At 61.5% G+C, this 23910-nt stretch carries 18 protein-coding genes and 1 tRNA gene; 10 read left to right on the forward strand and 9 right to left on the reverse strand.

From position 1 onward, the window contains the following. Positions 1 to 14: 14 nt before the first annotated feature. Positions 15 to 1331 (forward strand): L,D-transpeptidase family protein, encoded by a 1317-nt coding sequence (locus ACIQWP_RS18300; RefSeq protein ID WP_402790033.1) that lies wholly within the window; start codon positions 15 to 17, stop codon positions 1329 to 1331. Next, the gene (locus tag ACIQWP_RS18305) at positions 1324 to 1557 is read left to right on the forward strand and encodes a sulfurtransferase TusA family protein (protein WP_402790035.1); all 234 of its coding nucleotides are present in this window, start codon (positions 1324 to 1326) and stop codon (positions 1555 to 1557) included. The genes ACIQWP_RS18300 and ACIQWP_RS18305 overlap by 8 nt, the downstream gene beginning before the upstream one ends. A gap of 194 nt (positions 1558 to 1751) precedes the next feature. On the opposite strand, the gene ACIQWP_RS18310 is transcribed toward ACIQWP_RS18305, so the two are convergent. Together ACIQWP_RS18310 and ACIQWP_RS18315 are read right to left on the reverse strand one after the other, a co-directional pair. Next, positions 1752 to 2942, reverse strand: a complete 1191-nt coding sequence (locus tag ACIQWP_RS18310; RefSeq protein ID WP_402790038.1) for a CobW family GTP-binding protein — start codon at positions 2940 to 2942, stop codon at positions 1752 to 1754. A gap of 117 nt (positions 2943 to 3059) precedes the next feature. Next, complete coding sequence (locus ACIQWP_RS18315) at positions 3060 to 4226, reverse strand: D-alanyl-D-alanine carboxypeptidase family protein (protein ID WP_402790041.1); 1167 nt, start codon at positions 4224 to 4226, stop codon at positions 3060 to 3062. A gap of 196 nt (positions 4227 to 4422) precedes the next feature. Between ACIQWP_RS18315 and ACIQWP_RS18320 the strand changes: the two genes are divergently transcribed. The 3 genes from ACIQWP_RS18320 to ACIQWP_RS18330 all read left to right on the forward strand — a co-directional run bounded on the left by ACIQWP_RS18320 (position 4423) and on the right by ACIQWP_RS18330 (position 6526). After that, on the forward strand, positions 4423 to 5583 hold the full coding sequence (locus ACIQWP_RS18320; protein ID WP_402790043.1) for a M20 aminoacylase family protein: 1161 nt from the start codon (positions 4423 to 4425) through the stop codon (positions 5581 to 5583). Positions 5584 to 5702: 119 nt separating this feature from the next. After that, a tRNA-Arg gene (locus ACIQWP_RS18325) sits at positions 5703 to 5779 on the forward strand. 207 nt (positions 5780 to 5986) lie between these two features. After that, positions 5987 to 6526: a GDSL-type esterase/lipase family protein gene (locus ACIQWP_RS18330; RefSeq protein WP_402790045.1), complete on the forward strand. Its 540-nt coding sequence runs from the start codon at positions 5987 to 5989 to the stop codon at positions 6524 to 6526. Positions 6527 to 6689: 163 nt separating this feature from the next. Here the strand turns inward: ACIQWP_RS18330 and ACIQWP_RS18335 are convergent, their stop codons facing one another. Both ACIQWP_RS18335 and ACIQWP_RS18340 read right to left on the reverse strand, forming a co-directional pair. Beyond that, entirely contained in the window at positions 6690 to 6980 is a 291-nt protein-coding gene (locus tag ACIQWP_RS18335) for a hypothetical protein (RefSeq protein ID WP_402790048.1), read from the reverse strand. 376 nt (positions 6981 to 7356) lie between these two features. Next, on the reverse strand, positions 7357 to 7623 hold the full coding sequence (locus tag ACIQWP_RS18340) for a BON domain-containing protein (protein WP_402790051.1): 267 nt from the start codon (positions 7621 to 7623) through the stop codon (positions 7357 to 7359). A 200-nt stretch (positions 7624 to 7823) separates the two neighbouring features. Here ACIQWP_RS18340 and dxr point away from each other — a divergent pair, with 200 nt between their 5' ends. Continuing rightward, complete coding sequence (gene dxr / locus ACIQWP_RS18345) at positions 7824 to 9017, forward strand: 1-deoxy-D-xylulose-5-phosphate reductoisomerase (protein WP_402790054.1); 1194 nt, start codon at positions 7824 to 7826, stop codon at positions 9015 to 9017. Positions 9018 to 9055: 38 nt separating this feature from the next. Next, positions 9056 to 9970 carry a pyridoxal-phosphate dependent enzyme gene (locus ACIQWP_RS18350; protein WP_402790057.1) on the forward strand — a complete coding sequence of 305 codons (915 nt, stop codon included), beginning with the start codon at positions 9056 to 9058 and terminating at the stop codon, positions 9968 to 9970. 67 nt (positions 9971 to 10037) lie between these two features. Here the strand turns inward: ACIQWP_RS18350 and ACIQWP_RS18355 are convergent, their stop codons facing one another. The 5 genes from ACIQWP_RS18355 to ACIQWP_RS18375 all read right to left on the reverse strand — a co-directional run bounded on the left by ACIQWP_RS18355 (position 10038) and on the right by ACIQWP_RS18375 (position 16800). Then, positions 10038 to 11336, reverse strand: a complete 1299-nt coding sequence (locus ACIQWP_RS18355; RefSeq protein ID WP_402790060.1) for an alginate lyase family protein — start codon at positions 11334 to 11336, stop codon at positions 10038 to 10040. A gap of 300 nt (positions 11337 to 11636) precedes the next feature. Further along, positions 11637 to 12848 (reverse strand): 5-aminolevulinate synthase, encoded by a 1212-nt coding sequence (hemA, locus tag ACIQWP_RS18360; RefSeq protein WP_402790063.1) that lies wholly within the window; start codon positions 12846 to 12848, stop codon positions 11637 to 11639. Positions 12849 to 13068: 220 nt separating this feature from the next. Next, positions 13069 to 13863, reverse strand: coding sequence for an FAD binding domain-containing protein (locus ACIQWP_RS18365; RefSeq protein WP_402790065.1), 795 nt, complete (start codon positions 13861 to 13863; stop codon positions 13069 to 13071). Between the two features lie 20 nt (positions 13864 to 13883). After that, positions 13884 to 16229 carry a xanthine dehydrogenase family protein molybdopterin-binding subunit gene (locus tag ACIQWP_RS18370; protein WP_402790068.1) on the reverse strand — a complete coding sequence of 782 codons (2346 nt, stop codon included), beginning with the start codon at positions 16227 to 16229 and terminating at the stop codon, positions 13884 to 13886. 82 nt (positions 16230 to 16311) lie between these two features. Next, on the reverse strand, positions 16312 to 16800 hold the full coding sequence (locus tag ACIQWP_RS18375) for a (2Fe-2S)-binding protein (protein WP_402790071.1): 489 nt from the start codon (positions 16798 to 16800) through the stop codon (positions 16312 to 16314). Between the two features lie 296 nt (positions 16801 to 17096). Here ACIQWP_RS18375 and ACIQWP_RS18380 point away from each other — a divergent pair, with 296 nt between their 5' ends. The 3 genes from ACIQWP_RS18380 (at position 17097) to ACIQWP_RS18390 (ending at position 23864) form a co-directional block, all read left to right on the forward strand. Beyond that, entirely contained in the window at positions 17097 to 17372 is a 276-nt protein-coding gene (locus ACIQWP_RS18380) for a glycine zipper domain-containing protein (RefSeq protein WP_402790073.1), read from the forward strand. Between the two features lie 316 nt (positions 17373 to 17688). After that, the gene (locus ACIQWP_RS18385) at positions 17689 to 19614 is read left to right on the forward strand and encodes an autotransporter assembly complex family protein (RefSeq protein ID WP_402790076.1); all 1926 of its coding nucleotides are present in this window, start codon (positions 17689 to 17691) and stop codon (positions 19612 to 19614) included. 65 nt (positions 19615 to 19679) lie between these two features. Further along, a complete protein-coding gene (locus ACIQWP_RS18390) occupies positions 19680 to 23864 on the forward strand; it encodes a translocation/assembly module TamB domain-containing protein (RefSeq protein WP_402790079.1) in 4185 nt (1394 codons plus the stop codon). Positions 23865 to 23910: the final 46 nt, after the last annotated feature.

Consider the following 23910-nt stretch of genomic DNA (forward strand, 5'->3'; position numbering starts at 1 on the left):
TGGGCTAAGTCAGAATGCGCATCCGTCACCTTGCCTACGTCTCTTTGATGGCGCTGACGCTCGCCGGCTGCAACGATGCGCTGGATACGGCGTCGGTCGACCTGTCGACGGTCAAGAACAAAGTCGAGCAGCCGCTCCCGAGCCATATCCTCGCCGACATGACCAAGAAGGGCATGGACCGCAATTCGCCGATCATGATCCGCATCTTCAAGGAAGAGGGTGCGATGGAGATCCTGAAGGCGAACCAGAGCAACCGTTTCGAAGTCATCGCGGATTACAAGATCTGCGCCTGGTCCGGCCGTCTCGGCCCGAAGGTGAAGGAAGGCGACCGGCAGGCACCGGAAGGCTTCTACATGCTGACACCGGCCAACCTGAACCCGAATTCGAAATATTATCTCGCCATCAACACCGGCTTCCCGAACCGCTATGACGCCGCCAACGGCCGCACCGGCGCCGATCTGATGATCCATGGTGCCTGCTCGTCGTCCGGCTGCTATTCGATGACCGACCAGCAGGTGCTGGAGATCTATGCCTTCGCGCGCGACGCCTTCAAGGGCGGCCAGAAGGCCGTTCAGCTCGAAGCCTTCCCCTTCCGCATGACGGCGGAGAACATGTGGAAGCACCGCCTCAGCCCGAATATCGATTTCTGGAAGATGCTGAAGGTCGGCTACGATAATTTCGAGGTCACCAAGCGTCCGCCTGAAGTCGAGGTCTGCGAGAAGAAATACGTCTTCAACCAGCAGGCCAGCGGCCCGTTCAACGCCAGCGGCAAATGCCCGGTCATGACCACGCCGCCCGCCTTGCAGATGGCGCTTTCGACCTATGACAAGCAGTATCAGGCAGATTACGCCACCGCCACGAAGAAGTTCGATGGCATGGCCTGGTACGACCCGACAGAAGCCGAACGCAAGGCTGTCGTCGCCAAGCAGCGCAAGGGCCACGATCTCGCCTATGCTCCCACAGGCACGGCACTTGCCGCCGGCAAGATGATGAAGGTCGCCGATCTCGAGTCGATGATGTCCAATCAGTCGGCCCAGCAGATCGCGCGCGGCGGCACGGCAATTGCCCCGACAGCCAATCCGGCAACCGCCAGCATCCGCGTAGCAACGGCTGCGCCAGCCGGCCCCACCGCGACAGCACAGCAGCCTGCCGCCGGTCCGCTGATTGCGGCCAACGTTCCAGCGAATGTTCCGATCCCGACGGCGAACCCGATGACCTCCGGCCCGGCCATCGGTGCTCTCGCCTACGCGCCGAATCCGGCTGTCGAAACCGCGCAGACCGAACCGGCAAAGAAGCCGCCATTCTGGAAATTCTGGGCCAAGAGTGAATAGCTCGGACGCTGAGATCTATGATCTGCGCGGACTGAAGTGCCCCTATCCGGCGATCAAGACGGAAAAGCGCCTGCGCGGTATGGCAAGCGGCGCCACGTTGATCGTGGAAACGACGGACCCTCTCGCCATCATCGACATTCCGCATCTCTGCAATGAAAAGGGCCACGCCCTGCTATCGAGCGAAAAGACCGACGGCGGCCATCGCTTCGTGATCCGCAAGGGCTGATCATTTGCGTCCGGGGCCGTCCTCTTGGTTCGAGGGTCGCCATGCTTCCCACCTCACCATGAGGATGGAGCGACCGCAGGTTGCCCTTGTCGCGCCGCCTTCTCTCTGATCGTCGGCGACCGTGTGGCCAAGATCAGCCTCACCCTGAGCCTGTCGAAGGGCGAGGCGGGTTGTTGGATCTCATCGGGGCGAAACTAGAACTTCATCCCCGGCACGGCGAGCGGATTGTCCTGCAGCGCCGCCCTGTCCGGCGCATCGACGCGCGGCTTGCTGAGGAAGGCATCGAACAGGCCCTTCACGAAATCCTCGGGCAGATCCTTGGTAATGATGACCATGCGCGTGCGCCGGTCTTCCGGATCGGGCCACGCCGGCAATCTTTCTGGCGCATGAAAGATATTCTGCACGCCATGCAGTACGACGGGACGCTCCGGCCGGTCGGACACGGCAACGATCGCCTTCATGCGCAGCAGCTTTTCGCCATGCGCCGAACGCAGCAGGTCGATGAACATCTCCAGCGCCATCGGATCGATGGGCTGCGTCTCGACGATCGAGAAGGACCGGATCGACCCGTCGTGACGGGTGACGTCATGAGCATGCTGATGCCGATGGCCGTGGTGGTGCCCATGATGGTGGTGATGATGACCATGGTCTCCGTGATGATGATCATGATCGTGGTCATCATGGTGACGGTGATGATCGTCGTCCGCCTCCAGCTCGTCCTGCAGCCAGCGGCCGACATCGGCGATCTTGGAAGCCGGATCATAGAGGCCGTTGATGAGGATGGCGGCGCGGCCGGCTTCGTCGCTGTCGGCATTCAGGATCTGCGCACGCGGATTGAGCGCCCTCAGCCGGTTCTCCAGCTGCACTTCGGATACTGCGCCGGCAATCCCGGTCTTGGACACGATCAGCCGGTCGGCAACCGCCACCTGCTTGCGCGCCTCTTCGTGATTGTCGAGCGTCTGCAGGCCGTTGACGGCATCGACGACGGTGACGACGCCATCGAGATCGAAATTGGTCGCGATGATCGGATTGCCCATGATCGACTGCATGACGGGCGCGGGATCGGCAAGGCCGGTCGTCTCGATGACGACGCGCTTCAGCGGCCGGATGCGGCCGGTCTGCATGGCATCCATCAGGTTCGCCAGCGTATCCACCAGCTCGCCGCGCACCGTGCAGCACAGGCAGCCATCGGAAAGCTCGATGATGGCATCGCCGGAGCTCTCCACCAGCAGATGGTCGATACCGACATCGCCGAACTCGTTGATGATGACGGCCGCATCGCGCATCGCCTCATCCTTGAGGATGCGGTTGAGCAAGGTCGATTTGCCCGCACCGAGAAAACCGGTCAGGATGGCAACCGGCACTCTTTGCTGCGAAACGCTCATGATTTCAATCCGATATTAGAGCAATTCCAGGAAAAGTGCGTAGCGGTTTTCCGTCCGGAATTGCGTGAAGACAAAGAGACAGAGCGGTTCAGAGATTCCGTGAAAAGCTGAATCGCTCTAGAAAGTGGGACGCGGCATCGGGATCGGCACGTTGGACGCGCCGCCGGAAATGGCGATCTTGCTGTCCTTGGTCGCCTTGTCGCCCTTGGCGGTGGCATCGTCCTTGTCGCCCTTGGCGGCGGTCGCGATATCCTGGCCGCCGATCAGGCCGGCATAGACGAAATTGGGCTCATGATCCATTTCGTGGATATAGGGCGACTGCACCTTGGTACGGCCGAACGGATCGCGCGTTTCGCTGCGGGCCTGCGCGCCCTTGGTGCTGCAGATGTCGGCGGTGACATCGGCGACATCGGCCGTGAGCGGCGTATCGGGCCTGAGGGTCGCAAGCGTATCCCGGGTGGACAGCTGGTTCTGGAAGCCCTTTTCCAGCAGATTGGCGGAATCATCTGCGCGCGACGCCAGGCTGTCGGTTCCGAGCACGACCGAAATCAGCGTGCGGCCGTTGCGGGTCGCAGAGGCGATCTGGTTGAAGCCGGCGGCGCAGATGAAGCCGGTCTTCATGCCGTCGGCACCGTCGAAGCGGCCGATGAGCATGTTGATGTTCGGCACCTGCTTCACGCCGTTGGTGAAGCCCTCCAGCGAGAAATAGCCGGCATATTGCGGAAATTCGCGGCGCAGCGCGACGCTTAAGATGGCAAGATCGCGCGCCGTCGAATATTGACCCTTGCCAGGCAGGCCGTTCGGATTGACGAAATGCGAATCGCCCATGCCGAGGCGGACTGCCTCCGCATTCATCCGCGCCACGAAGCCCTGCTGCGAGCCACCGACCGTCTCGGCGACGGCCATGGCGAGATCGTTTGCCGATTTGACCAGCATCATCTTCAAGGCATTGTCGAGCGTCAGCTTCTGGCCAGGCTTGAAATACATCTTCGCCGCCGGCTGCGCGGCAGCAAGCTTCGACATGACGACAGGCGTATCGAGCCTGACCTGGCCGGACTGGAGCGCGCGGAAGGTGACATAGGTCGTCATCAGCTTGGTGAGCGAAGCCGGATACCAGCGGCGAAACGCCTCTTGCTGGTCGAGGACACGGCCCGTGCTGACATCGACGAGAATATGCGGATTGGCTCCGGCCGTCTGGGCGGTCGACAGGAAAAGCATGGATGCTGCTGCGGCCATAGGAACGAGCCGCAGGGCGGCATACAAACGATTCTGCTTCGTCGGCACGATCTATCCTTCAGAAGTCCGGAATTTTCTCGAAAGCTTCGTCTATTTAACCTATATGGCTAGGAGAAGGCAAAGGCGATCGACGACTTTATTTCCCCGGTGGCACGCCGCAAAGGCCGCCATGAACTGGCCAGTGCCGTGCGGCACACCGAAGAGTTGAACCAGAATCGATATTGAGCAGCAGGAAAATCAGCACATGCCGATCTTGAACAGAGCCGCAGAACTCCAGGGCGAAGTGACCGAGTGGCGCCGCCATATCCATGCGCATCCGGAGCTCCTCTATGCCGTTGAAAACACGGCTGCCTTCGTGGCCGAGAAGCTGCGCGCCTTCGGCGTCGACGAGGTGGTGACCGGCATCGGCCGCACCGGCGTCGTCGGCCTGATCCGCGGCAAGGGCGAAGGACGCACCGTCGGCCTGCGCGCCGATATGGACGCCCTGCCGCTGACGGAAATCACCGGCAAGCCCTATGCGTCCGAGACCCCGGGCAAGATGCACGCCTGCGGCCATGACGGCCACACCGCCATGCTGCTGGGCGCTGCGAAATACCTTGCCGAGAACCGCAACTTCAACGGCAACATCGCCGTCATCTTCCAGCCGGCCGAAGAAGGCGGCGCCGGCGGCGACGCCATGGTCAAGGACGGCATGATGGAGCGCTTCGAAATCGCCGAAGTCTATGGCATGCACAATATGCCGGGCCTGCCCGTCGGCCATTTCGCCATCCGCAAGGGCGCGATCATGGCTGCGACCGATGAATTTACCGTCTCGATCAAAGGTGTCGGCGGCCATGCCGCCATGCCGCACAAGACGATCGACCCGATCGCCATCGGCGCGCAGATCGTCTCCAACCTGCAGCTCATCGCCTCGCGCAGCGCCAATCCGCTGAAATCGGTGGTCGTTTCCGTCACCACGTTCAACGCCGGCAATGCGCACAACGTCATCCCGAACGAGGCGAGCTTTGCCGGCACGGTGCGCACGCTCGATCCCGAGATGCGCGATCTCGCCGAACAGCGCTTCAAGCAGATCGTGACAGGCATCGCCGCAAGCCATGGCGCCGAAGTCGAGATCGAATTCCAGCGCAACTACCCGGTCACCTTCAACCATGCCGACGAGACCGATCATGCCATCGCCGTCGCCGAGGAAATCGCCGGCGCCGGCAACGTCATCCCGGATATCGACCCGATGATGGGCGGCGAGGATTTCTCCTACATGCTGCTTTCCCGCCCCGGCGCCTTCATCTTCGTCGGCAACGGCGACACGGCCGGCCTGCACAACCCGGCTTACGACTTCAACGACGAAGCCATCGCCCACGGCATTTCCTACTGGGTGCGGCTGGCCGAACAGCGCCTCAACGCCTGAGACGCCGCCACCATTTGCCGTGCGCCTTGCCGGGGCACACGGCCCGCAAAAGCGAATTGTCCTCAGGACGGAAAAGGGCTTGGCTTCCGGCCTTTGCTTTTGTATGGATCATCCCGAGTGGTCTCGTAGCTCAGCAGGATAGAGCACCAGATTCCTAATCTGGGGGTCACGCGTTCGAATCGCGTCGAGATCACCATTTTCTACCTTTAGTATGCTCTCTCTTCATCGGCTCGCGGCGGAGACGTCGAACCAATCACAGAGTGATGCCAGCCGCTCGCCAGAAATTATCGCATCCGACTCTGTCGCTACGACTATCGTCTGGTGGGCGTCACAAGTCTGCGCCATAGTCTTTCCATGCACCCAGCCGCGATGCAGGGTCTGGGCTCGTTCAATGGAGATTCATGTGGCAGGATTTCTTAACTCCCGACGCTCTTCAAGCCTGCTACGGATGAGTACGCTCGTCGTCGCTCTCGGCGCGTTCGTGGCCACAACAGCCGACGCATCGGCAACGACCGTAGTGGCGCTCGGCGCAAGCCAGACCTATGGCAAGGGTGTGGCGCGCGGCAAGGATTTTCCGGCGCAGCTGGAAATCCTGCTGAAGGCCAAGGGCCTTGCCGTCCATGTCATCAATGCCGGCATCAACGGCGATACCACCGCGCATATGGCCGCCCGCCTCGACAGGGTTTTACGTCCGGACACAAAGGTCGTCATCCTGCAGCCGGGTGGCAATGACGCACGGAAGGGACAGGGCGATCGGCGCGAAGGCAATTTGACGTCAATCCGCCAGACCCTGCAGAGCCGCGGCATCAAGGTCGTGATGGTGCCGAATTCGATGTTCCACTCACTTCCGCGCAGCGCCGACCAACAACATCTGACGCCAGAGGGCTACCATCAGCTCGCCTCGGAGCTTGTTTCCGAAGTGGCGAGCGCGCTCCAGCATTGAGAAGGCGAAACCCCGTCGGCTTGCTCAGTCACTTGTAATTGAAAGCATCCGGATGGTTCTCCAGACTGCCCGTCAGCGCCGCGTACAAAATCGTCCTGCCGTCGATCGTTTCATTGCCGCCGCCGAGGTTCATCCATGTCAGCTTCGCCGCGGAACTGGGAGCTTAAAGAAAGACCTGTTGCACGCGGCCATCAGCGCCAGCATCCCAGGCGTTCGCCATGTCGAGCACATCGTCAAGTGGCTCGTCGGGATGTGATGTTGTGCAAAGAAACCGGCTTGGATTGCTGCCGTCTCCAACAACAATCCAATCCACCTGATCTTCAAGTGCGCCTGCTTCTGGCCCGACGATCGCAAGCAGCGATACGCCTTCGGTAAGGCATCGTTCTACAAAATCTCGTAGATCGGCTTCAGCCGAGATCGGGCTGTGAAGGACTATTTTACGAGCAAGGGCCATAGGCTAGCTTCTACTGCAGAACCGACGCGGCAGCAATCCGACGGTGTCGATCATATGGCAACTGAGGAAGCTAAAGCCGAAGGGGAGCGTTATCACCCGCCCCCTCCCTACCCTTGCAACCCCGGCCAGCCGGTCCGGTCGGGGGCTGATCCGAGAAGCCAATGTCGCATTTCTATCTGGCCGAAAGCGTCGCAGCCCTATTCAGCTTTGACAACCTCGAGAACGGAGTGCCCGTGAGCCAGGGCGAGTGTCTATGAAATGAGGTCCTTGCCGCGTCCGCCTTCTCCCCTCGGGGAGAAGGAGCTTTCGCTTCTATGCGATCGCCCGACCGTGAGACCCATCGTGTGTAGCATGAACGTGAGTTCAAAAGCGGATATCACCCCACCGCAATCCTGTTTCTCACCAGCCGCACACCGGGAATGGATTCGGCAACGGCGGTTGCCCGCTTCACCTCCTGATAGGTCGCGACCGAGCCATCCAGGCGGATCTCCTGGCCGGCGGCGGTCACCGTGACATCGGAAGCATCGATTCCGCCGGCAACGGCAAGCGCATTGGCAACCGCGGATTCCAGCGCCGAGCGCCTGACATGCTCGCTTTCCAGATAAAGTGCCGTGCCGTGAAACGTTGCCGCCTTGAAAACCATCCATCACCCTCCGCATTCGAGTGGTCGGAAAACGCAGCACCGCGCATTTGGTTCAATAATGCCTGAAAAATATCAGCAAATCAGTGATTTCGCCTCTCGCGAGCATTTGTCGCCGAGCCGAGGTTGCATAGCGGCGGACTTGCCGCTCCCGGCAATCCCCTGTAGAGCCATGGGGAACAGCAGCAAATGCGGATACCTGAATGAACACCGGCAGCAAGGCGCGTCGCCGCCTGACGATATTGGGTTCGACCGGCTCCATCGGCCAGAATACGCTCGACGTCATCGCCCAACTGGGTGGACGCGACGCCTTCGATATCGCCGCCATCACCGGGCATGACAATATCGAGCTGCTGGCAGCCCAGGCCAAGGCCTGCGGCGCCGCCTTCGCCGTCACCGCCAGGCAAGAGCGCTATCAGGATTTGAAGGATGCGCTCGCCGGATCTGGCATCGCCGTCGGCGCCGGCAAGAATGCCTTGATCGAAGCCGCCTCCATGCCATCGGATTGGGCGATGGCGGCGATCGTCGGCACCGCCGGACTGGCGCCGACGCTGGCCGCTGCGCGCCGTGGCGCCGATATCGCCCTTGCCAACAAGGAATGCCTCGTTTCCGCCGGCGATCTCTTCGTGCGCGCCGTGGCGCAAGGCGGCGGCCGGCTGATCCCGGTCGACAGCGAACACAGCGCCATTTTCCAGGCGCTGGAAGACGACCAGCAGCACGCGGTCGAGCGCATCATCATCACCGCGTCGGGCGGCCCCTTCCGCACCTGGACGCGCGAGCAGATGGCCAATGTCACGCCGGCGACCGCCCGCGCCCATCCCAACTGGTCGATGGGCTTCAAGATCTCCATCGGCAGCGCCTCGATGTTCAACAAGGCACTGGAGATGATCGAGGCCAAGCACCTGTTCAATGTCCGCCCCGATCAGATCGAGGTCGTCGTCCATCCCCAATCCGTCATCCATTCCATGGTCGGCTACACGGACGGCTCGGTGCTGGCGCAGCTCGGCTGTCCCGACATGCGCACGGCCATCGGCTATGCGCTCACCTACCCCGCCCGCACGAAACTCAGCGTCGACCGGCTGGATTTCGCCAAGCTCGCCCGGCTGGATTTCGAGGCGCCGGACGAGGTTCGCTTCCCCGCTCTGCGCCTTGCCCGCACCGCTTTGGAGCGCGGCGGCCTGCAGGGCGCGATCATGAACGCCGCCGAGGAAATCGCCTTCCATGCCTTCGTCGATGGCCGCATCGGCTTCCTCGAAATGGCCGATATCGCCGAGGCCGTCATGGACGAGATGATTGCGACCGGCAGCGCCGAAACCATGGATGCCGTCTTTGCCGCTGACGAGGAGGCACGCAGCCGCGCAGCCGTGCTCATCGCACAGCGAGAAAAAGCAGCTTAAACCACGTCGCCAACAGCGCTCGCCGGACAGATCATTCCATGCCACTTCACCTCGAAACTCCGCTCCTCGAATCCAAACCACTCAGCCAGGTATCGGGACGCTCGATCTGGTTGAAAATGGATGCGCTGCAGCCACCCGGCTCCTTCAAGATCCGGGGCATCGGTGCGGCCTGCGAACATCATGCCGGACAGGGAAAGCGGCGCTTCGTCTCCTCCTCCGGCGGCAATGCCGGCATCGCGGTCGCCTATGCCGGACGTCGCCTTTCGATCCCGGTATCGGTCTTCGTTCCCGAAACGACGACGGAGCGGGCGAAGGCGCTGATCCGCCAGGAGGGTGCCGAAGTCTTCGTGCATGGCGCATCCTGGCAGGAAGCAAACGAACGCGCGCTACAGGCGGTCGACGCGGAAACCGCCTTCATCCATCCCTTCGATGACCCGCTGCTCTGGACAGGTCACGCAACGATGATCGACGAGGTCGTCAAGGCCGGCGTCGCGTTCGATGCCGTCGTTCTCTCGGTCGGCGGCGGCGGTTTGCTATCAAGCGTCTCGGAAGGGCTTGACCGCAACGGTCTCAAACATGTTCCGATCATCGCCGCCGAAACGGATGGAGCCGCCTCGCTGGCAGCTTCGATCAAAGCCGGCAAGCTGGTGGAACTGCCCGGCATCACCAGCATCGCGACGTCGCTCGGCGCCCGAAGAGTCTGTGAGCGCGCCTTCGAGATCACCCAAAGCAGGCCGGTCCATTGCGTCACCGTCGATGACCGGACTGCCGTCGATGCATGCCTACGTTTCCTCGACGATCATCGTGTCCTGGTGGAGCCGGCTTGCGGTGCTGCATTGGCTGTCGCCTATGCCCATGCCGATCGGCTGGCGCGCTTCGAACGGGTATTGATGATCGCCTGCGGCGGAGCGACCGCCACCCTTACCCAACTGCAGGCCTGGCAGGCATCCTGATCGTCACCGGAGGTTTGTCAGCCGCACTCTTCCATGCAAGTGGCCCGGTCTCGTTCCGGCAAGACCATCAGTGGAGTGTATAGAGGAGGGTGCCGTAACCGAGCTGGTCGTAGCCGCCACTGTTCGGGCCGTAGTCGCCGCCACCGCCCTCGGCGCGAAGTTTGGACGCGAAGGCGGAAACATAGGGGGCATCGAGCCCCTTCAGGACGACATAGTGGTTATAGAGCATTTCCCAGACCGGCCGCGCCGTTCCCCTGCCCGCGTCTGAAATCGATGTCTGGGTGACATCGCTGTTCTTGTAGGTCGTGTACGGTACCTCATGGCCGAGATTGTATTTGGCGGCATATTCGGCGCCGGCAAGCACGAGGTTGTTGTCATAACCGTAGAGATCGTCGCCCTGGGACCAGGCCATCTGGCAGATCGCGCCGATAAGAGCGATATCAAGCGTCGCGTGTCCCTGGTCACGACCGGATTCCTGGACCTGGGCCAAGCCGCCATCATAGACCTTCCAGAACGTCTTGTTCAGCGCACCATTCCCGGCGCCGTTGTGGAGATAGTCGATCGCTTCCTTGTAGATATCGGCTCTATCGGTCAGCACGCCGATCGCCAGCATGGAGGCCAAGTTCGCCAGATCCCAATTCGCCCAATAGTGGTCTACCTTGGCGCCATTGTGCCTGACCAGAAAATCATGGTTCATCGGGTAAAATACCCTAAGCATCATGCTCTGGAACCTTGCCAGGTCGTCTGCTTTCCAGCCTCCATAGCTTCGCAGGATCTCCGCTGCGTTGGCCATCTCATAGCCATAGATCCCCGACGCGAGAAACTTGTCCGAGGTGCCGTCTATTTCCGTCAGCGTCGACGACCACGCGTTCAACACCTCGACCGCCTTGGCCGCGTAAGCCGCATCTCCGCTAATCTTCCAGCGGAGGGCCAAGGCGTAGGCGGCGGCGGCATCATTGAAGATCAGCGCATAGTTTTGAGCGTGACCGCTGTCATTGCCACGAAAAATACTGGAAACCGGCCTTGGCATATAGCTCAGCGACGCGTGCTTGTTGCTGACCAGCATTTGCCAGCCAGCGACGGTGGGCTGGGAGCCGGCGGCAATCTGCTTGATGATCCGATCGAAATCCGCCTGGCTTTGCAACAGGCCCGGATGGACGAATCTTCTTGCGACGCTGCCTGTCGTGATCGTGTCGGCGTGGCTAATGGCGGCGCTATTGGTGGAAGCCTTGACGGACGTCGACTTGCCGTTCGCCGCCGAAGCCTGGGCTTCAGCTAGGCTGTTGCTCGTCAGACTGAGGCAAAGCCCCATCGCGACAAGCAAACCTGCCCTTATTCGCTTGCCGCGATGGTCGTACAAATACATGGTTCACCCGGAGCTACCGCAAGATATTCCCCGCAACTGCCGGTTCTTACGGACTGCAAAACAATCAATCCACCGACCGTCACGACTAATCCCCACACTGTGGACCATGGGGCGCCGTGTTATTACTCTGAATTTTGGGAATTTGAACAGCTTGCATTCGCAAACTGAATGCCGCCTCCAGAAAACAGCGCATAGCGGATTTCACCTGCGCATTTCGTATCACTATCGAGCTTGGAAAAAACAATGCCGACCGCAGACACGCTGCGATCGGCATATTTACGACAGGGCAAAAACCTGGGTCTACGCGACAGCCCTTGCCAGAGCACAGCGCGACCAGAGGGCGTGCAGCGCGCCTACAAGATGCTCGATATCGCCATCCGAATGCAGCGGCGTCGGCGTGATGCGCAGGCGCTCGGTCTTCTTCGGCACAGTCGGATAATTGATCGGCTGGACATAGACGCCAGCGTCGAGCAGCAGGTCGGAAATCCACTTGCACTTAGCGGCATCGCCAACCATGACAGGCACGACATGGCTCGGATTCGGCATATGCGGAATGCCAGCGGCATCTAGCTGCGCGCGCAGTCGGCGCACACGGTCCTGATGGCGCGCACGTTCGAACTGGCTGACCTTCAGGTGCTGGATGGAGGCAACGGCGCCTGCGGCCAAGGCCGGCGGCAGCGATGTCGTGAAGATGAAGCCGGACGCGAAGGAGCGGATGAAATCGCAGAGCGCGGTCGAAGCGGCGATATAGCCGCCCATGACGCCGAACGCCTTGCCGAGCGTGCCTTCAATGACAGTCAGACGATCCATCAATCCCTCGCGCTCGGCAATGCCGCCGCCGCGCGGGCCGTACATGCCGACGGCATGCACTTCGTCGAGATAGGTCATCGCGCCATACTTGTCGGCGAGATCGCAGATTTCCTTGATGGGGGCGATATCGCCATCCATCGAATAGACGGATTCGAAAGCGATCAGCTTCGGCGCCTTCGGATCGGCGGCCTTCAGCTTGGCTTCGAGATCGTGCAGATCATTGTGCTTCCAGATGACCTTGTCGCACTTCGCATAGCGAATGCCTTCGATCATCGATGCGTGGTTGAGCGCATCCGAGAAGATGATGAGGCCGGGAATGCGCGCGCCGAGTGTGCCGAGCGTCGCCCAGTTGGAAATATAGCCCGAGGTGAAGATCAGGGCCGATTCCTTGCCGTGCAGATCGGCGAGCTCCTGCTCGAGCAGAACATGGTAGTGGTTGGTGCCAGAAATATTCCGGGTGCCTCCCGCACCCGCGCCACAGTGATCTATGGCTTGCTTCATCGCCTCGATCACATTTGGATGCTGGCCCATGCCCAGATAGTCGTTGGAGCACCAGACGGTCACTTCCTGCGGGCCATTCGGGGTATATCGTGTCGCGCGCGGAAAATTGCCCCGGCGGCGCTCCAGATCGGCGAACACGCGGTAACGACCTTCATCATGCAGGCCGTCCAGCTCGCCCTTAAAAAATGCTTCGAAATCCATCATCTGCTCCAGTACCGTGCAACCGTTTTCAAGAATGGCGGTTCACGCGTCAACCCCTCCGCATTGCTTTCGCGCCTCGCTGCGGCAAATGGCCCCTAATTTTGAACAATTCCAGACAAGAATAGCCAATCACGTCAAATTGACAATCGAAACCGTGGTGGAAACACTCTCACCGGAGCGGAGGGTAAACCCCGCCGCTCCGGGCTTGTTCATGGCGAATCTAGGCGGCGGCCACGGCGCGCTTGGCCATGACCTTGACCAGATTGGCACGATATTCCGCCGTGGCGTGCAGATCGGATAGCAGCGTCGAGGAGTCCACAGTCACACTCGTAGCCGCATCCGGCAGCCAGTTCGCCGTAAACGCCTGCTCAAGTTCAGCATGGCGGAAAACACCGTCCGCGCCTGCGCCGGTAACGGCAACGCGAACGCCGCCGGCGCCCTTGGCGACGAAGACCCCCGTCATCGCATAGCGCGAGGCCGGGTTGGGGAACTTGGCATAACCAGCCCTTTCCGGCGCGTCGAAGGCGATGGAGGTAATGAGCTCGGCCCCCTCCAGCGCCGTTTCGAACAGGCCCCGGAAGAAATCGTCAGCCAGGATCTGGCGCCGATCGGTGACGATGGTGGCATTCAGCGCCAGCATCGCCGAAGGGTAATCCGCCGCCGGATCATTGTTGGCGACGGAGCCGCCGATCGTGCCCATGTGCCGGACATGCGGATCGCCGATCATGCCGGCGAGATCGCAGAGCGCCGGACAGACGGCACGGATCGCCGTCGAGGCGGCAACCTCGGCATGGGTGGTCGCCGCCCCGATGGTCACCCTGCGGCCATCGACGCGTATTCCTTTGATCGAAGGGATATGTCTGAGATCCACGAGATCGCTCGGCGATGCCAAACGTTGCTTCATGGTGGCGATCAGCGTCATGCCGCCGGAGACGTACTTGCCCTCTTCGGCATTGGACAGAAGCTTCACGGCCTCGTCGACCGAGGAGGCACGATGGTAATTCGTTGCGTACATTGTCTTCTCCTCCTCTCGTTTCAGGCCGTAGCCCGTGCCGCTTCCCACACCTTGAGCGGCGTGGCCGGCATGGTCAGCGTGTTGTTGCCGATGGCGTCGGTGATGGCATTCATCAGCGCCGGCGGCGAACCGATGGCGCCCGCCTCGCCGCATCCCTTGATGCCGAGCGGATTGCTCGGGCACGGCGTATTCTGGTGCGAAAGCTGGAAGGACGGCAGATCGTCGGCGCGCGGCATGGTGTAGTCCATGAAGCTCGCCGTCAGAAGCTGGCCGCTCTCGTCGTAATGCACGCCTTCCAGCAGTGCCTGGCCGATGCCTTGCGCGATACCGCCATGCACCTGTCCCTCGACGATCATCGGGTTGATGATGTTGCCGAAGTCGTCGGCCGCGACGAACTGGATGATCTCGGTCTTGCCCGTTTCCGGATCGACCTCGACCTCGCAGATGTAGCAGCCGGCCGGGAAGGTGAAGTTCGCCGGATCGTAAAAGGCGGTTTCCTTGAGGCCCGGCTCCATACCGGCGGGCAGATTGTGCGCGGTGTAGGAGGCCAGCGCCACCTGGAACCAGGGCAGCGCCTTGTCCGTGCCGGCCACTTTCAACTCACCGTTTTCGATGACGATATCGCTTTCGTCGGCCTCCATCAGATGCGCGGCGATCTTCTTCGCTTTCGCCTCCACCTTGTCGAGTGCCTTGACGACGGCGGACATGCCGACGGCGCCCGAGCGGGAGCCATAGGTGCCCATGCCCATCTGCACCTTGTCGGTATCGCCATGGACGATGGAGACGCTGTCGATCGGCACGCCAAGCCGGTCCGAGATCAGCTGTGCAAAGGTGGTCTCATGCCCCTGCCCATGGCTGTGCGAGCCGGTGAGCACTTCAATCGTCCCGACCGCGTTCACGCGCACCTCGGCCGATTCCCACAGGCCGACGCCGGCTCCGAGCGACCCAACCGCCTGCGACGGCGCGATGCCGCAGGCCTCGATGTAGCAGCTCATGCCGATGCCGCGCTTCATGCCGCGGCGGGCGGCTTCCGCCTTGCGGACTGGGAAGCCGGCCCAATCCGCCTGCTGCATGGCGGCGTTGAGCGAGGCCTCGTAGTCACCGGCGTCGTAGTTCATGATGACCGGCGTCTGGTACGGGAAGGAGCGGATGAAATTGATCCGTCTGAGCTCTGCCGGCGAGACGCCGAGTTCGCGCGCTGCCGTTTCCACCGTGCGCTCGAGCAGATAGGTCGCCTCCGGCCGCCCCGCCCCGCGATAGGCATCGACCGGCACCGTATTGGTATAGACCGTCCGGACATTGGCGTGGATCGCCGGAATGGCGTACTGGCCCGACAGCAACGTCGCATAAAGGTAAGTCGGCACCGCCGAGGAGAACAGCGACATGTAGGCGCCGAGATTGGCGATCGTATCGACCTTCAGAGCCGTCATGCGGTTTTGCGCATCGAAGGCCATCTTGACCTTGGAGAGATGATCGCGGCCATGCGCATCGGTGAGGAAGGCTTCCGTGCGATCCGCCGTCCATTTGACCGGCACACCGGTCTTCTTCGACGCCCACAGGCAGACGATTTCCTCCGGATAGATGTAGATCTTCGAGCCGAAGCCGCCACCGACGTCAGGTGCGATGACACGCAGCTTGTTTTCCGGCGCGACATTGTAGAAGGCGCTCATGACGAGCCGGGCGACATGCGGGTTCTGGCTGGTCGTATAGCAGGTATAGTGGTCTTCGGCCGCATCATAGATGCCGAGCGTCGCGCGCGGCTCCATGGCATTCGGCGAAAGCCGGTTGTTGTGGATCTCGATTTCGGTGACGTGCGCGGCCTCGGCAATCGCCTTGTCGGTCGCCGCCGCATCGCCAAGCTCCCAGTCGAAGATCAGATTGTTCGCCGCTTCCGGATGGATCTGCGGCGCGCCCGCTTTCAGCGCATCCACCGCCTCGACGACGGCTGGCAGCTCCTCATAGTCGACAACAACGGCCTCGGCCGCATCGCGGGCCTCGCCGAGACTGTCGGCCACGACGATGGCGACGGCATCGCCGACATAGCGGACTGTGTCGACCGCCAGGGGACGCCAGGCGCCCATATTCATGGGCGATCCGTCCCTGGAATGGATCATCCAGCCGCAGATCAGATTGCCGATGCCATCGGCAAGCAATTGCTTGCCCTCGAGCACGCCGATCACGCCCGGCATGGAAAGAGCCGCCGAGGCGTCGATCCCCTTGATCTTCGCATGCGCATGCGGGCTGCGGACGAAAAAGGCATATTTCATGCCCGGCGTCACCATGTCGTCGGTGTAGCGCCCCTTGCCCGTCAGAAATCGCTTGTCTTCCTTGCGCGCCACGCGCGCGCCAATGCCTTCAACGCCCATCACATCCTCCATTGGGGTTCCGGGCCCGGCAATCCGCCAAGATCACAGTCCCGGCGCTTCGCCAGACGATCTCGGTGAAACTTTATTCGGCCGCTTGATTGGCGGCGTGCATTTCAGCATTGGCGGAGAGAACCGCCTGGACGATATTGTGATAGCCGGTGCATCGACAGATATTGCCTTCGAGCTCGCTGCGCACCGTTTTCTCATCCAGCTTGCCGCCATGACGGTTGATCATGTCGACTGACGTCATCACCATGCCCGGTGTGCAGAAGCCGCATTGCAGGCCATGATGTTCCTTGAAGGCAGCCTGAACCGGATGCAGTTCGCCATTGGCGGCCAGACCCTCGATGGTTGTGATCTTGGAACCGGAAGCCTGAACGGCCAGGATGGAACAGCTCTTCACCGACCTGCCATCCATGTGAATGACGCAGGCGCCGCATTGGCTCGTGTCGCAGCCGACATGCGTTCCGGTCAGGCCGAGTTTTTCCCTGATGAAATGGACAAGCAGCGTGCGATCCTCGCACTCGCCGCTGACCGAACGGCCGTTCACCGTCAAAGTCACTTTTGCCATATTTTCCTCCTCGCCTCTCCTCCAGAGGCAGGGGGTATCATTTGACTTTTTCGCAATCCAATCAACCTCTACTTTAGAGATGAGGCTGATTTTATGCTTCCTAAGGACTGTTTTATTCCCCAAAGACGAAGCCGCCTTTGTTCAGCAATAAAAAAACTGCGGTCCACCAATAGACAATCATATTTTGCACGATATTTTCTATCATTGCAGGACTGAAAGACAGCCCATCGTGGTGGAGCTGAAGAATTGGGACGACGTTGGCCGGGGTTCGGCTTAACTAACGTTGGAGAGAGTAAATGAAAAAAATTCTTATGCTCGCATTGGTCGGCTTGTCTATCGCAAGCTGCACGCCGACCGAACAGGGCGCCGGCATCGGCGCGGCGGGTGGCGCCATTATCGGCGGCGCGGTGACCGGCAACGTCCGCGGCGCAGCCGTCGGTGCCGCAATCGGCGGTCTTTCCGGTGCCGTCATCGGCAGCGTCCAGGAACAGCCCGGCCAGTGCTATTACCGCGACCGCTACGGCCGTCGCTACATCGACGATTGCCCGCGCGGCGGCTATCGCGGTTACTGATCGATCTTCGATCGAGATTTTGGAAGTCCCGGACCACAAGTCCGGGACTTTTTTTGTTCCAGCAGATAGAGCACTCCACCGCCGATACGACCAAACCGGATGCGGACCCGACAACTCAAACGGGTCATCTTTCAGGTCGCCGGAATATGCACAAACTTGCCGCAAACGCTGGTATTTCGCCCTTTGGTGGGCACATTTTCCAGGTTTTTGACTCCAAAACGGTACACCTGAGAGGCTTTTGCCTCTATGGTGGCCGCGCGTTAACTCCCGGGAAACGTCAAACTGAGTAAGTTCTCATGTAACCGTAAAGCGGCGTATGCATAAAAGAACTGAACCGAGAAAGAGTATTGCGTATCGGCAGGCAGGAACCGTGGCAGCGGTTGCGGCAGCGCTTGCGCTCGGTCCGATATACGCCGGAAATGCCTTTGCATTCAAACTCTTCGGTATAAAGCTTTGGGGCGAGGACGAAACGACGGATCAGGTTTACGATCCGGTGCGATACACCGTCGACTTCAAGTCCGACAATCTCGACAAGGACCTAAAGGACGCATTGAGCGAAACCTCGATGCTGGTTGCCGACGAAAAGAAGCCGGTATCCGGCGACCTCGGCGTTGTCGTGAAGGCGCGCGACGATCGCGACCGGCTGATTGCCTCCCTTTATGAGAAGGCGCGCTATGGCGGCGTGGTCACCATTGCCATCAATGGTACCCCTCTCGACGCCTTGCCGCCGACACCGACCTTCAGCCGCGCCAAGCCGGTTGCCGTGACCATCAGCGTCAATCCCGGCCCCGTCTTCAAACTCGGCAAGATCAACCTGCTCGACGACGCCGCCAGGCTCGACCCGGCTAAATATGGCCTCGCGCGCGGCGGCGACGCCGGCTCGTTGACCATCCTGAAGGCAGGCGACAAAATGGTCGCCGACTTCAAGAACGAGGGCCATCCGCTCGCCAAGCTGGACGAGCGCCAGGTCGTCGCCGACCATTCGACCGATACCGTCGACGTTTCGTTGAAGATCGAAAGCGGCCCCGTCGCTCCCTTCGGCAATGTCGGCGTCACCGGCCAGAAATCGGTCGATCCGGATTTCATCAAGCGCTATGCCCGCATCAATGAAGGCAAACCCTATTCGCCCGCGGAGCTGAAGAAGGCATCGGATCGCTTGAGAAAGCTCGGCGTCTTCTCCAGCGTTACCATCCGCGAGGCCGAAAAGCTGGCGCCGGATGGCAGCATCCCGACCACCATCGAAGTGTCGGAAGGTAAGCAGCGCTACTTCGGCGTCGGCGCGCAATATTCCACCATCGACGGCTTCGGCCTGCAGGGTTATTGGGGTCATCGCAATCTGACGGGACGCGCCGATTCTCTGCGCATCGAAGGATCTGTATCGCGCATCGGCGAGACTACGGATTTCGGCCAGCTCGACTACAGCGCCGGTATCACCTATGTCCGGCCCGCAACCTTCTATCCGTCGGCGACCTTTACCGCGGCTTTCAAAATGCAGACCCTGCATCCGGATGCCTATGACGCCAATCTGGCGACGGCAAGCGGCGCTCTCGCCTATGAGATCAATGACCAGGATACAGTCTCGGCCGGCGGCGAAGTGTCCTATGAATCGGACACCACCGATGCCTTCGGCAAGCAGAATTATCTCACGATCGCGATCCCGCTCGAATATGTCCGCGACACGCGCGACAACAAGCTGGACCCGACCGAGGGCTATCGCGCCTCGATCAGCGCCAAGCCGAGCTACGATGCGATAGGCGGTTCGGTCTTCAGTTCCTTCGAGGGCTCTATCACTGGCTACAAGGGCGTTGGCGCCAACAACAATGTCGTCTTCGCCGGCAAGCTCGCCGCCGGTTCGCTGCTGGGCGCAAACAGCATCGAGGATATTCCCGCCACCCGGCGCTTCTATGCCGGCGGCGGCGGTTCGGTGCGCGGCTACGGCTATCAGGAAATCTCGCCCTACAACTCAAACGGCGACGAAACCGGCGGACGCTCCTATGTGACCGCCTCGTTCGAGGCGCGCGTGAAGATCACCGACACAATCGGCGTCGTGCCTTTCGTCGACATGGGCAGCGTCACCGACACCGCCTTTCCGGACTTTTCCGATCTGCGCATTGGCGCAGGCGTCGGCCTGCGCTACGCTACGCCCTTCGGCCCGATCAGGCTCGATGTCGCCGTGCCGTTGAAGAAATATGACGACGGTACATCTTATGGCATCTATGCCGGCATCGGCCAGGCCTTCTGACAAACCGCATAGTTGTCGCGGACGTTTCAGCACACGGTTACAAAATTGAGGTTACTGTCGCTTTCATGAGCATATTGATTCGAATCCTCGGCAGATTGGTGCGCTGGCTGGCCTATGCGGTCGCGGCGATCCTTTTGCTCGTGATCGCGGCTGTGCTCGTCGTCGGCCTGGTACCCTCGGCAACCGGCTATGCCGTCGATCAGGTGGCGAAGCTTGCCTCGACGCCGGATCGCACCATTGCCATCGCCGCGCCGTCGGGACTGCTGAACGGCAATCTGAGGGTCGGTTCGATCACCGTGTCGGACACGAAGGGCACCTATGCCAAGGTGCGGAACCTTGCCATCGACTGGTCTCCGCTGTCTTTGCTGACCGGCACCTTTCATGCCAATCGCGTCGCGGCCGACGTCGTCGATTTCGAGCGACTGCCGGTTTCAACAGCCGCGCCCGCGCCGGAAACACCGTCGACGGGCGGCAGCGGCTTCTCGCTGCCTATCGCCATCGATATCGGTGCCATCGCCCTGCCTGATCTTCGCATCGGGCAGGCTCTCGCCGGACAGGACTTCGTTCTGGCCGCCAACGGCAGCGTCAAGGCAAACGGCAGCAGCATGGGCCTGAGGCTCAATGCCTTCAGGCGCGATGTACCCGATGCCAAGCTCTCCGCCGACATCGCCTTTGCGCCCGCCGAAAACCAGCTGAAGCTGAAGACGCAGATCTCCGAGCCGCGCGACGGCATGCTGGCCGGCCTCCTGCACCTGCCGGGCGGCCCGGCCATCAACATCGATCTCTCGGGCGACGGCCCCCTTTCCAATTGGGCCGGCAAGCTGCAGGCGGCGCTCGACGGCAAGCCCACGGTCGCCATCAGCGGTCGCCACAGCCTCTCCGCCGACGGCCTGCACCACATCGATGTCAAAGGCGGCGGCGATGTCGATTCGCTGCTGCCGCCGACCATGAGGCCGCTCTTTGCCGGCCAGACCACCATCGATCTTTCGGCCACCTTCGATGGCAAGGGCAAGATCGATATCCAGACCGGCAATCTTGCCACCGGCAGCGCCGTGCTTGCCGCATCGGGCACGCTCGATCCCACCGGCAATAACAGCCTCAATGCCAATCTGATCGGCACCTCCGGCCCGGTCGACTTCCGCTGGCCGATGGAAGGCGGCGAGGTCCGCGCCCTGATTTCGCGGGTCGATATCGCGCTGACGGGCGCTGCCCAGTCGGTCAAGATCGATGCCAAAGCCGCGCTTGACAGCGCCAGCACGCCGCAGGGCAATATCGGGCAAATCAATCTCAGCGCCCGCAGCGATTCCTTCAATCTCACCGGCATGTCAGGCCCGCTGCAGCTTCGCCTGGTCGTCGGTCAGACGGCTTTCGTCAGCGCCGATCTCAATCGTCTCATCCGCGCGCCGATCGCCCTGACTGCGCCGTTGCAGCTGTCGCCCGACACGATTGGCTTCAACAATACGACGCTCGAAAGCGCCAGCATCGGCGGCACGGTCAACGGCAAGTACACGCTGTCGTCGAAAGCATTGACGGGCAATTTCAAGCTCTTTGCGCTGCCCGGCGTCCTGCCCGACGGCATCTCCGACAAGTTCGAGGGTACGATCTCGCTGGAGGGTCAGGTCGCCGGCACGGTGCCGACCAAGATGACGCTCTCCAATCTCGCGGTGAAATCCAACGTCGCCGAGATCAACGGCAGTGTCGCGCTCAACGAGCAGTCGCTGACATCGGATCTGTCAGGCAAGGTGCTCGATCTTTCCAAGCTCGTCCCGAATGCGCAAGGACAGGCCGATATCGGCGTCAAGGCCAAGGGACCGCTCTCCGCGCTCGGCATCGATGCCACAGTCAAGGCCGTCAACGTCAAGCTGGCGGGACGGTTGCTGGATACGCTTGACGTCAATGTCACCGGCACCGCCGATCCCAAGGCTCCTCAGGCAAACGTTCAAGCAAGCGGCGCAATCGACGGCAAGCCGATCCGTATCACCGTCGACGCCGTTTCCAAGGACGGCCGCACCAGCATCCCGTCGCTGGCAGCCGAAATCGGCACGAACAAGCTGCAGGGCAAACTGGACCTGTCGCCGAGCTTCGAGCCGACAGGCGCTCTGACTTTCGACCTGCCGGATCTCAGCCTGCTTGCAGCGCTAGCCGGACAGAAGGCCGAGGGCGATCTCAAGGGTTCGCTCGATATCGCCAGCGCCAATGGCAAGATCGGCCTGAAGGTCAACGCCAGCGGCAACGGCATCCGCCGCGACGATCTCGTCATCAACAAGCCGGCCGTGGCGCTCGCCGTCGACGATCTCAAGGCTTTTGCCGCCAACGGCAGTATCCGCGCCGATACCATCGCCTCCGGCGCCAACCGCATCGCCGACCTCAACCTGACCTTCACCCAGCAGGGCAGCCGCACGGATTTCGATCTGAAATCGACTTACGACAACGCACCGCTGACGACGCGCGGCAGCGTCGAGACATCAGGCGGGCAGACGACCGTGAACCTCGACGCCTTCGCCGGCGCACCGAAGACGATACCGGTGAAACTCGCAGCACCGACCAAGATCGTCATCAAGGATGGCGTCGCCTCGCTGAACGGATTGACGCTGCAGACAGGCGGCGGCTCGGTAACCGTGGACGGCACCGCCGGCCAGGCCCTGAACATCAACGCCAAGATCGCCAACCTGCCGGCAAGCCTTGCCAATGTCTTCGCCCCGACACTTGCGGCAGAAGGCGCCATCTCCGGCACGGTCACGGTGACCGGCAAGGCCAGCTCGCCCGCCGTCGTGTTCCAGACCAACTGGTCGGGCGCGGCGACCAGCCAGACGAAGTCCGCCGGCCTCGCACCGCTCGGCATCAAGGCAGACGGCAAATTCGCCGACAATGTCGTCACCATCAACACCAACCTGACCGGCCAGAGCGGCCTGGTGCTCAACGGCGGCGGCACCGTCGCCATTGCCGGCAACAAGGCGATGGCGCTGAAATTCTCCGGCAATCTGCCCTTCGACGCCCTTGCCGGCCAGCTTGCCGCCCAAGCCCTGGTCATGACGGGCACGGCGAAGATCGACATGCAGATCGGCGGCACGACTGCCACACCGGCCATAACAGGCACGATTTCGACCGATGGCGCAAAGCTGGTCGACGTGCGGCGAAACCTGACCCTGAATGGCCTTGCCGCCACGGTCACGCTCGACGGCAGACAGGCCGTCATCTCGCGACTGAGCGGCAATCTCGCCAGCGGCGGCAGCATATCGGGCAGCGGCACGGTCGGCATCACCCCTGATAGCGGCTTCCCCGCCGATATCCAGGTGAAGTTCAACAATGCGACCTATGTCGACGGGACGCTGGTGGCTGCAACCGTCAACGGCACGCTCGGCGTCAAGGGTCCGTTGATGACCGCGCCGATGCTGACGGGCAATCTCAGGATCAACAAGGCGTCGATCACCGTGCCTGAGAAGCTGCCGGCCTCGCTCTCCGAGATCAATATCAAGCACAGGAATGCGCCGGCCGCGGTCACAGCTCAATTCAAGGATCGGCAGCCTGAGGGGCCACGCGGCAAATCGACCACCCTCGGCATCGATCTGCAGCTCGAAGCACCCTCGCAGATCTTCGTGCGCGGCCGCGGCATCGACGCCGAACTGGGCGGCAGCATCACCGTTCGCGGCACGGCGGCGGAGCCGGTCGTTTCCGGCGGCTTCACCATGCGGCGCGGACGTCTCACCATCCTCAGCCGCCGGCTGGATTTCACCGATAGCAGCAAGATCACCTTCGGCGGCGACCTGACGCCGGCGCTCAACATGGAAGCGACGTCAACGGTGAGCTCGACCACAATAACAGTCGATGTTACCGGTCTCGCCACCGATCCGCAGATCGGCTTTTCCTCTTCGCCTGCCCTGCCGCAGGACGAAGTGTTGGCGCAGCTGATCTTCGGCCAGTCCATGTCAAAGCTTTCGCCCATGCAGATCGCCCAGCTCGCCGATGCTGCGAGCCAGTTGGCAGGCGGGCGCTCCACCTCGCTGTTCGAAGGCTTGCGCAGCCATCTCGGCGTCGACGATCTCGACATCTCGACGGATGCAAACGGCCAGGCGCAGGTCGGCGCCGGCAAATACCTTAACAAGCGCACCTATATCGAGCTGCAGCAGGGCGCGTCCAACAACACCAAGGCGATCATCAACCTGAATGTCGGACGTGGCGTGAAGCTGCGTGGTGCCGCAGGCTCGGACGGCGCCGGCGAAGCCGGCATCGTCTACGAGCATGAGTATTGAGAGACAAATCCCCTCGCCCAATGTGGGGTGAGGTGGCGCTACCGGG

The organism is Rhizobium sp. NPDC090279, assembly GCF_044769665.1.
GTDB lineage: Bacteria > Pseudomonadota > Alphaproteobacteria > Rhizobiales > Rhizobiaceae > Rhizobium.

Coding starts and splice junctions, on each gene's coding strand:
- ACIQWP_RS18300 (WP_402790033.1), top strand. CDS start 15: ATGCGCATCCGTCACCTTGCCTACGTCTCTTTGATGGCGCTGACGCTC.
- ACIQWP_RS18310 (WP_402790038.1), bottom strand. CDS start 2,942: ATGAGCGTTTCGCAGCAAAGAGTGCCGGTTGCCATCCTGACCGGTTTT.
- ACIQWP_RS18320 (WP_402790043.1), top strand. CDS start 4,423: ATGCCGATCTTGAACAGAGCCGCAGAACTCCAGGGCGAAGTGACCGAG.
- ACIQWP_RS18335 (WP_402790048.1), bottom strand. CDS start 6,980: ATGGCCCTTGCTCGTAAAATAGTCCTTCACAGCCCGATCTCGGCTGAA.
- ACIQWP_RS18340 (WP_402790051.1), bottom strand. CDS start 7,623: ATGGTTTTCAAGGCGGCAACGTTTCACGGCACGGCACTTTATCTGGAA.
- dxr (WP_402790054.1), top strand. CDS start 7,824: ATGAACACCGGCAGCAAGGCGCGTCGCCGCCTGACGATATTGGGTTCG.
- ACIQWP_RS18350 (WP_402790057.1), top strand. CDS start 9,056: ATGCCACTTCACCTCGAAACTCCGCTCCTCGAATCCAAACCACTCAGC.
- ACIQWP_RS18355 (WP_402790060.1), bottom strand. CDS start 11,336: ATGTATTTGTACGACCATCGCGGCAAGCGAATAAGGGCAGGTTTGCTT.
- hemA (WP_402790063.1), bottom strand. CDS start 12,848: ATGGATTTCGAAGCATTTTTTAAGGGCGAGCTGGACGGCCTGCATGAT.
- ACIQWP_RS18365 (WP_402790065.1), bottom strand. CDS start 13,863: ATGTACGCAACGAATTACCATCGTGCCTCCTCGGTCGACGAGGCCGTG.
- ACIQWP_RS18370 (WP_402790068.1), bottom strand. CDS start 16,229: ATGGGCGTTGAAGGCATTGGCGCGCGCGTGGCGCGCAAGGAAGACAAG.
- ACIQWP_RS18375 (WP_402790071.1), bottom strand. CDS start 16,800: ATGGCAAAAGTGACTTTGACGGTGAACGGCCGTTCGGTCAGCGGCGAG.
- ACIQWP_RS18380 (WP_402790073.1), top strand. CDS start 17,097: ATGAAAAAAATTCTTATGCTCGCATTGGTCGGCTTGTCTATCGCAAGC.
- ACIQWP_RS18385 (WP_402790076.1), top strand. CDS start 17,689: ATGCATAAAAGAACTGAACCGAGAAAGAGTATTGCGTATCGGCAGGCA.
- ACIQWP_RS18390 (WP_402790079.1), top strand. CDS start 19,680: ATGAGCATATTGATTCGAATCCTCGGCAGATTGGTGCGCTGGCTGGCC.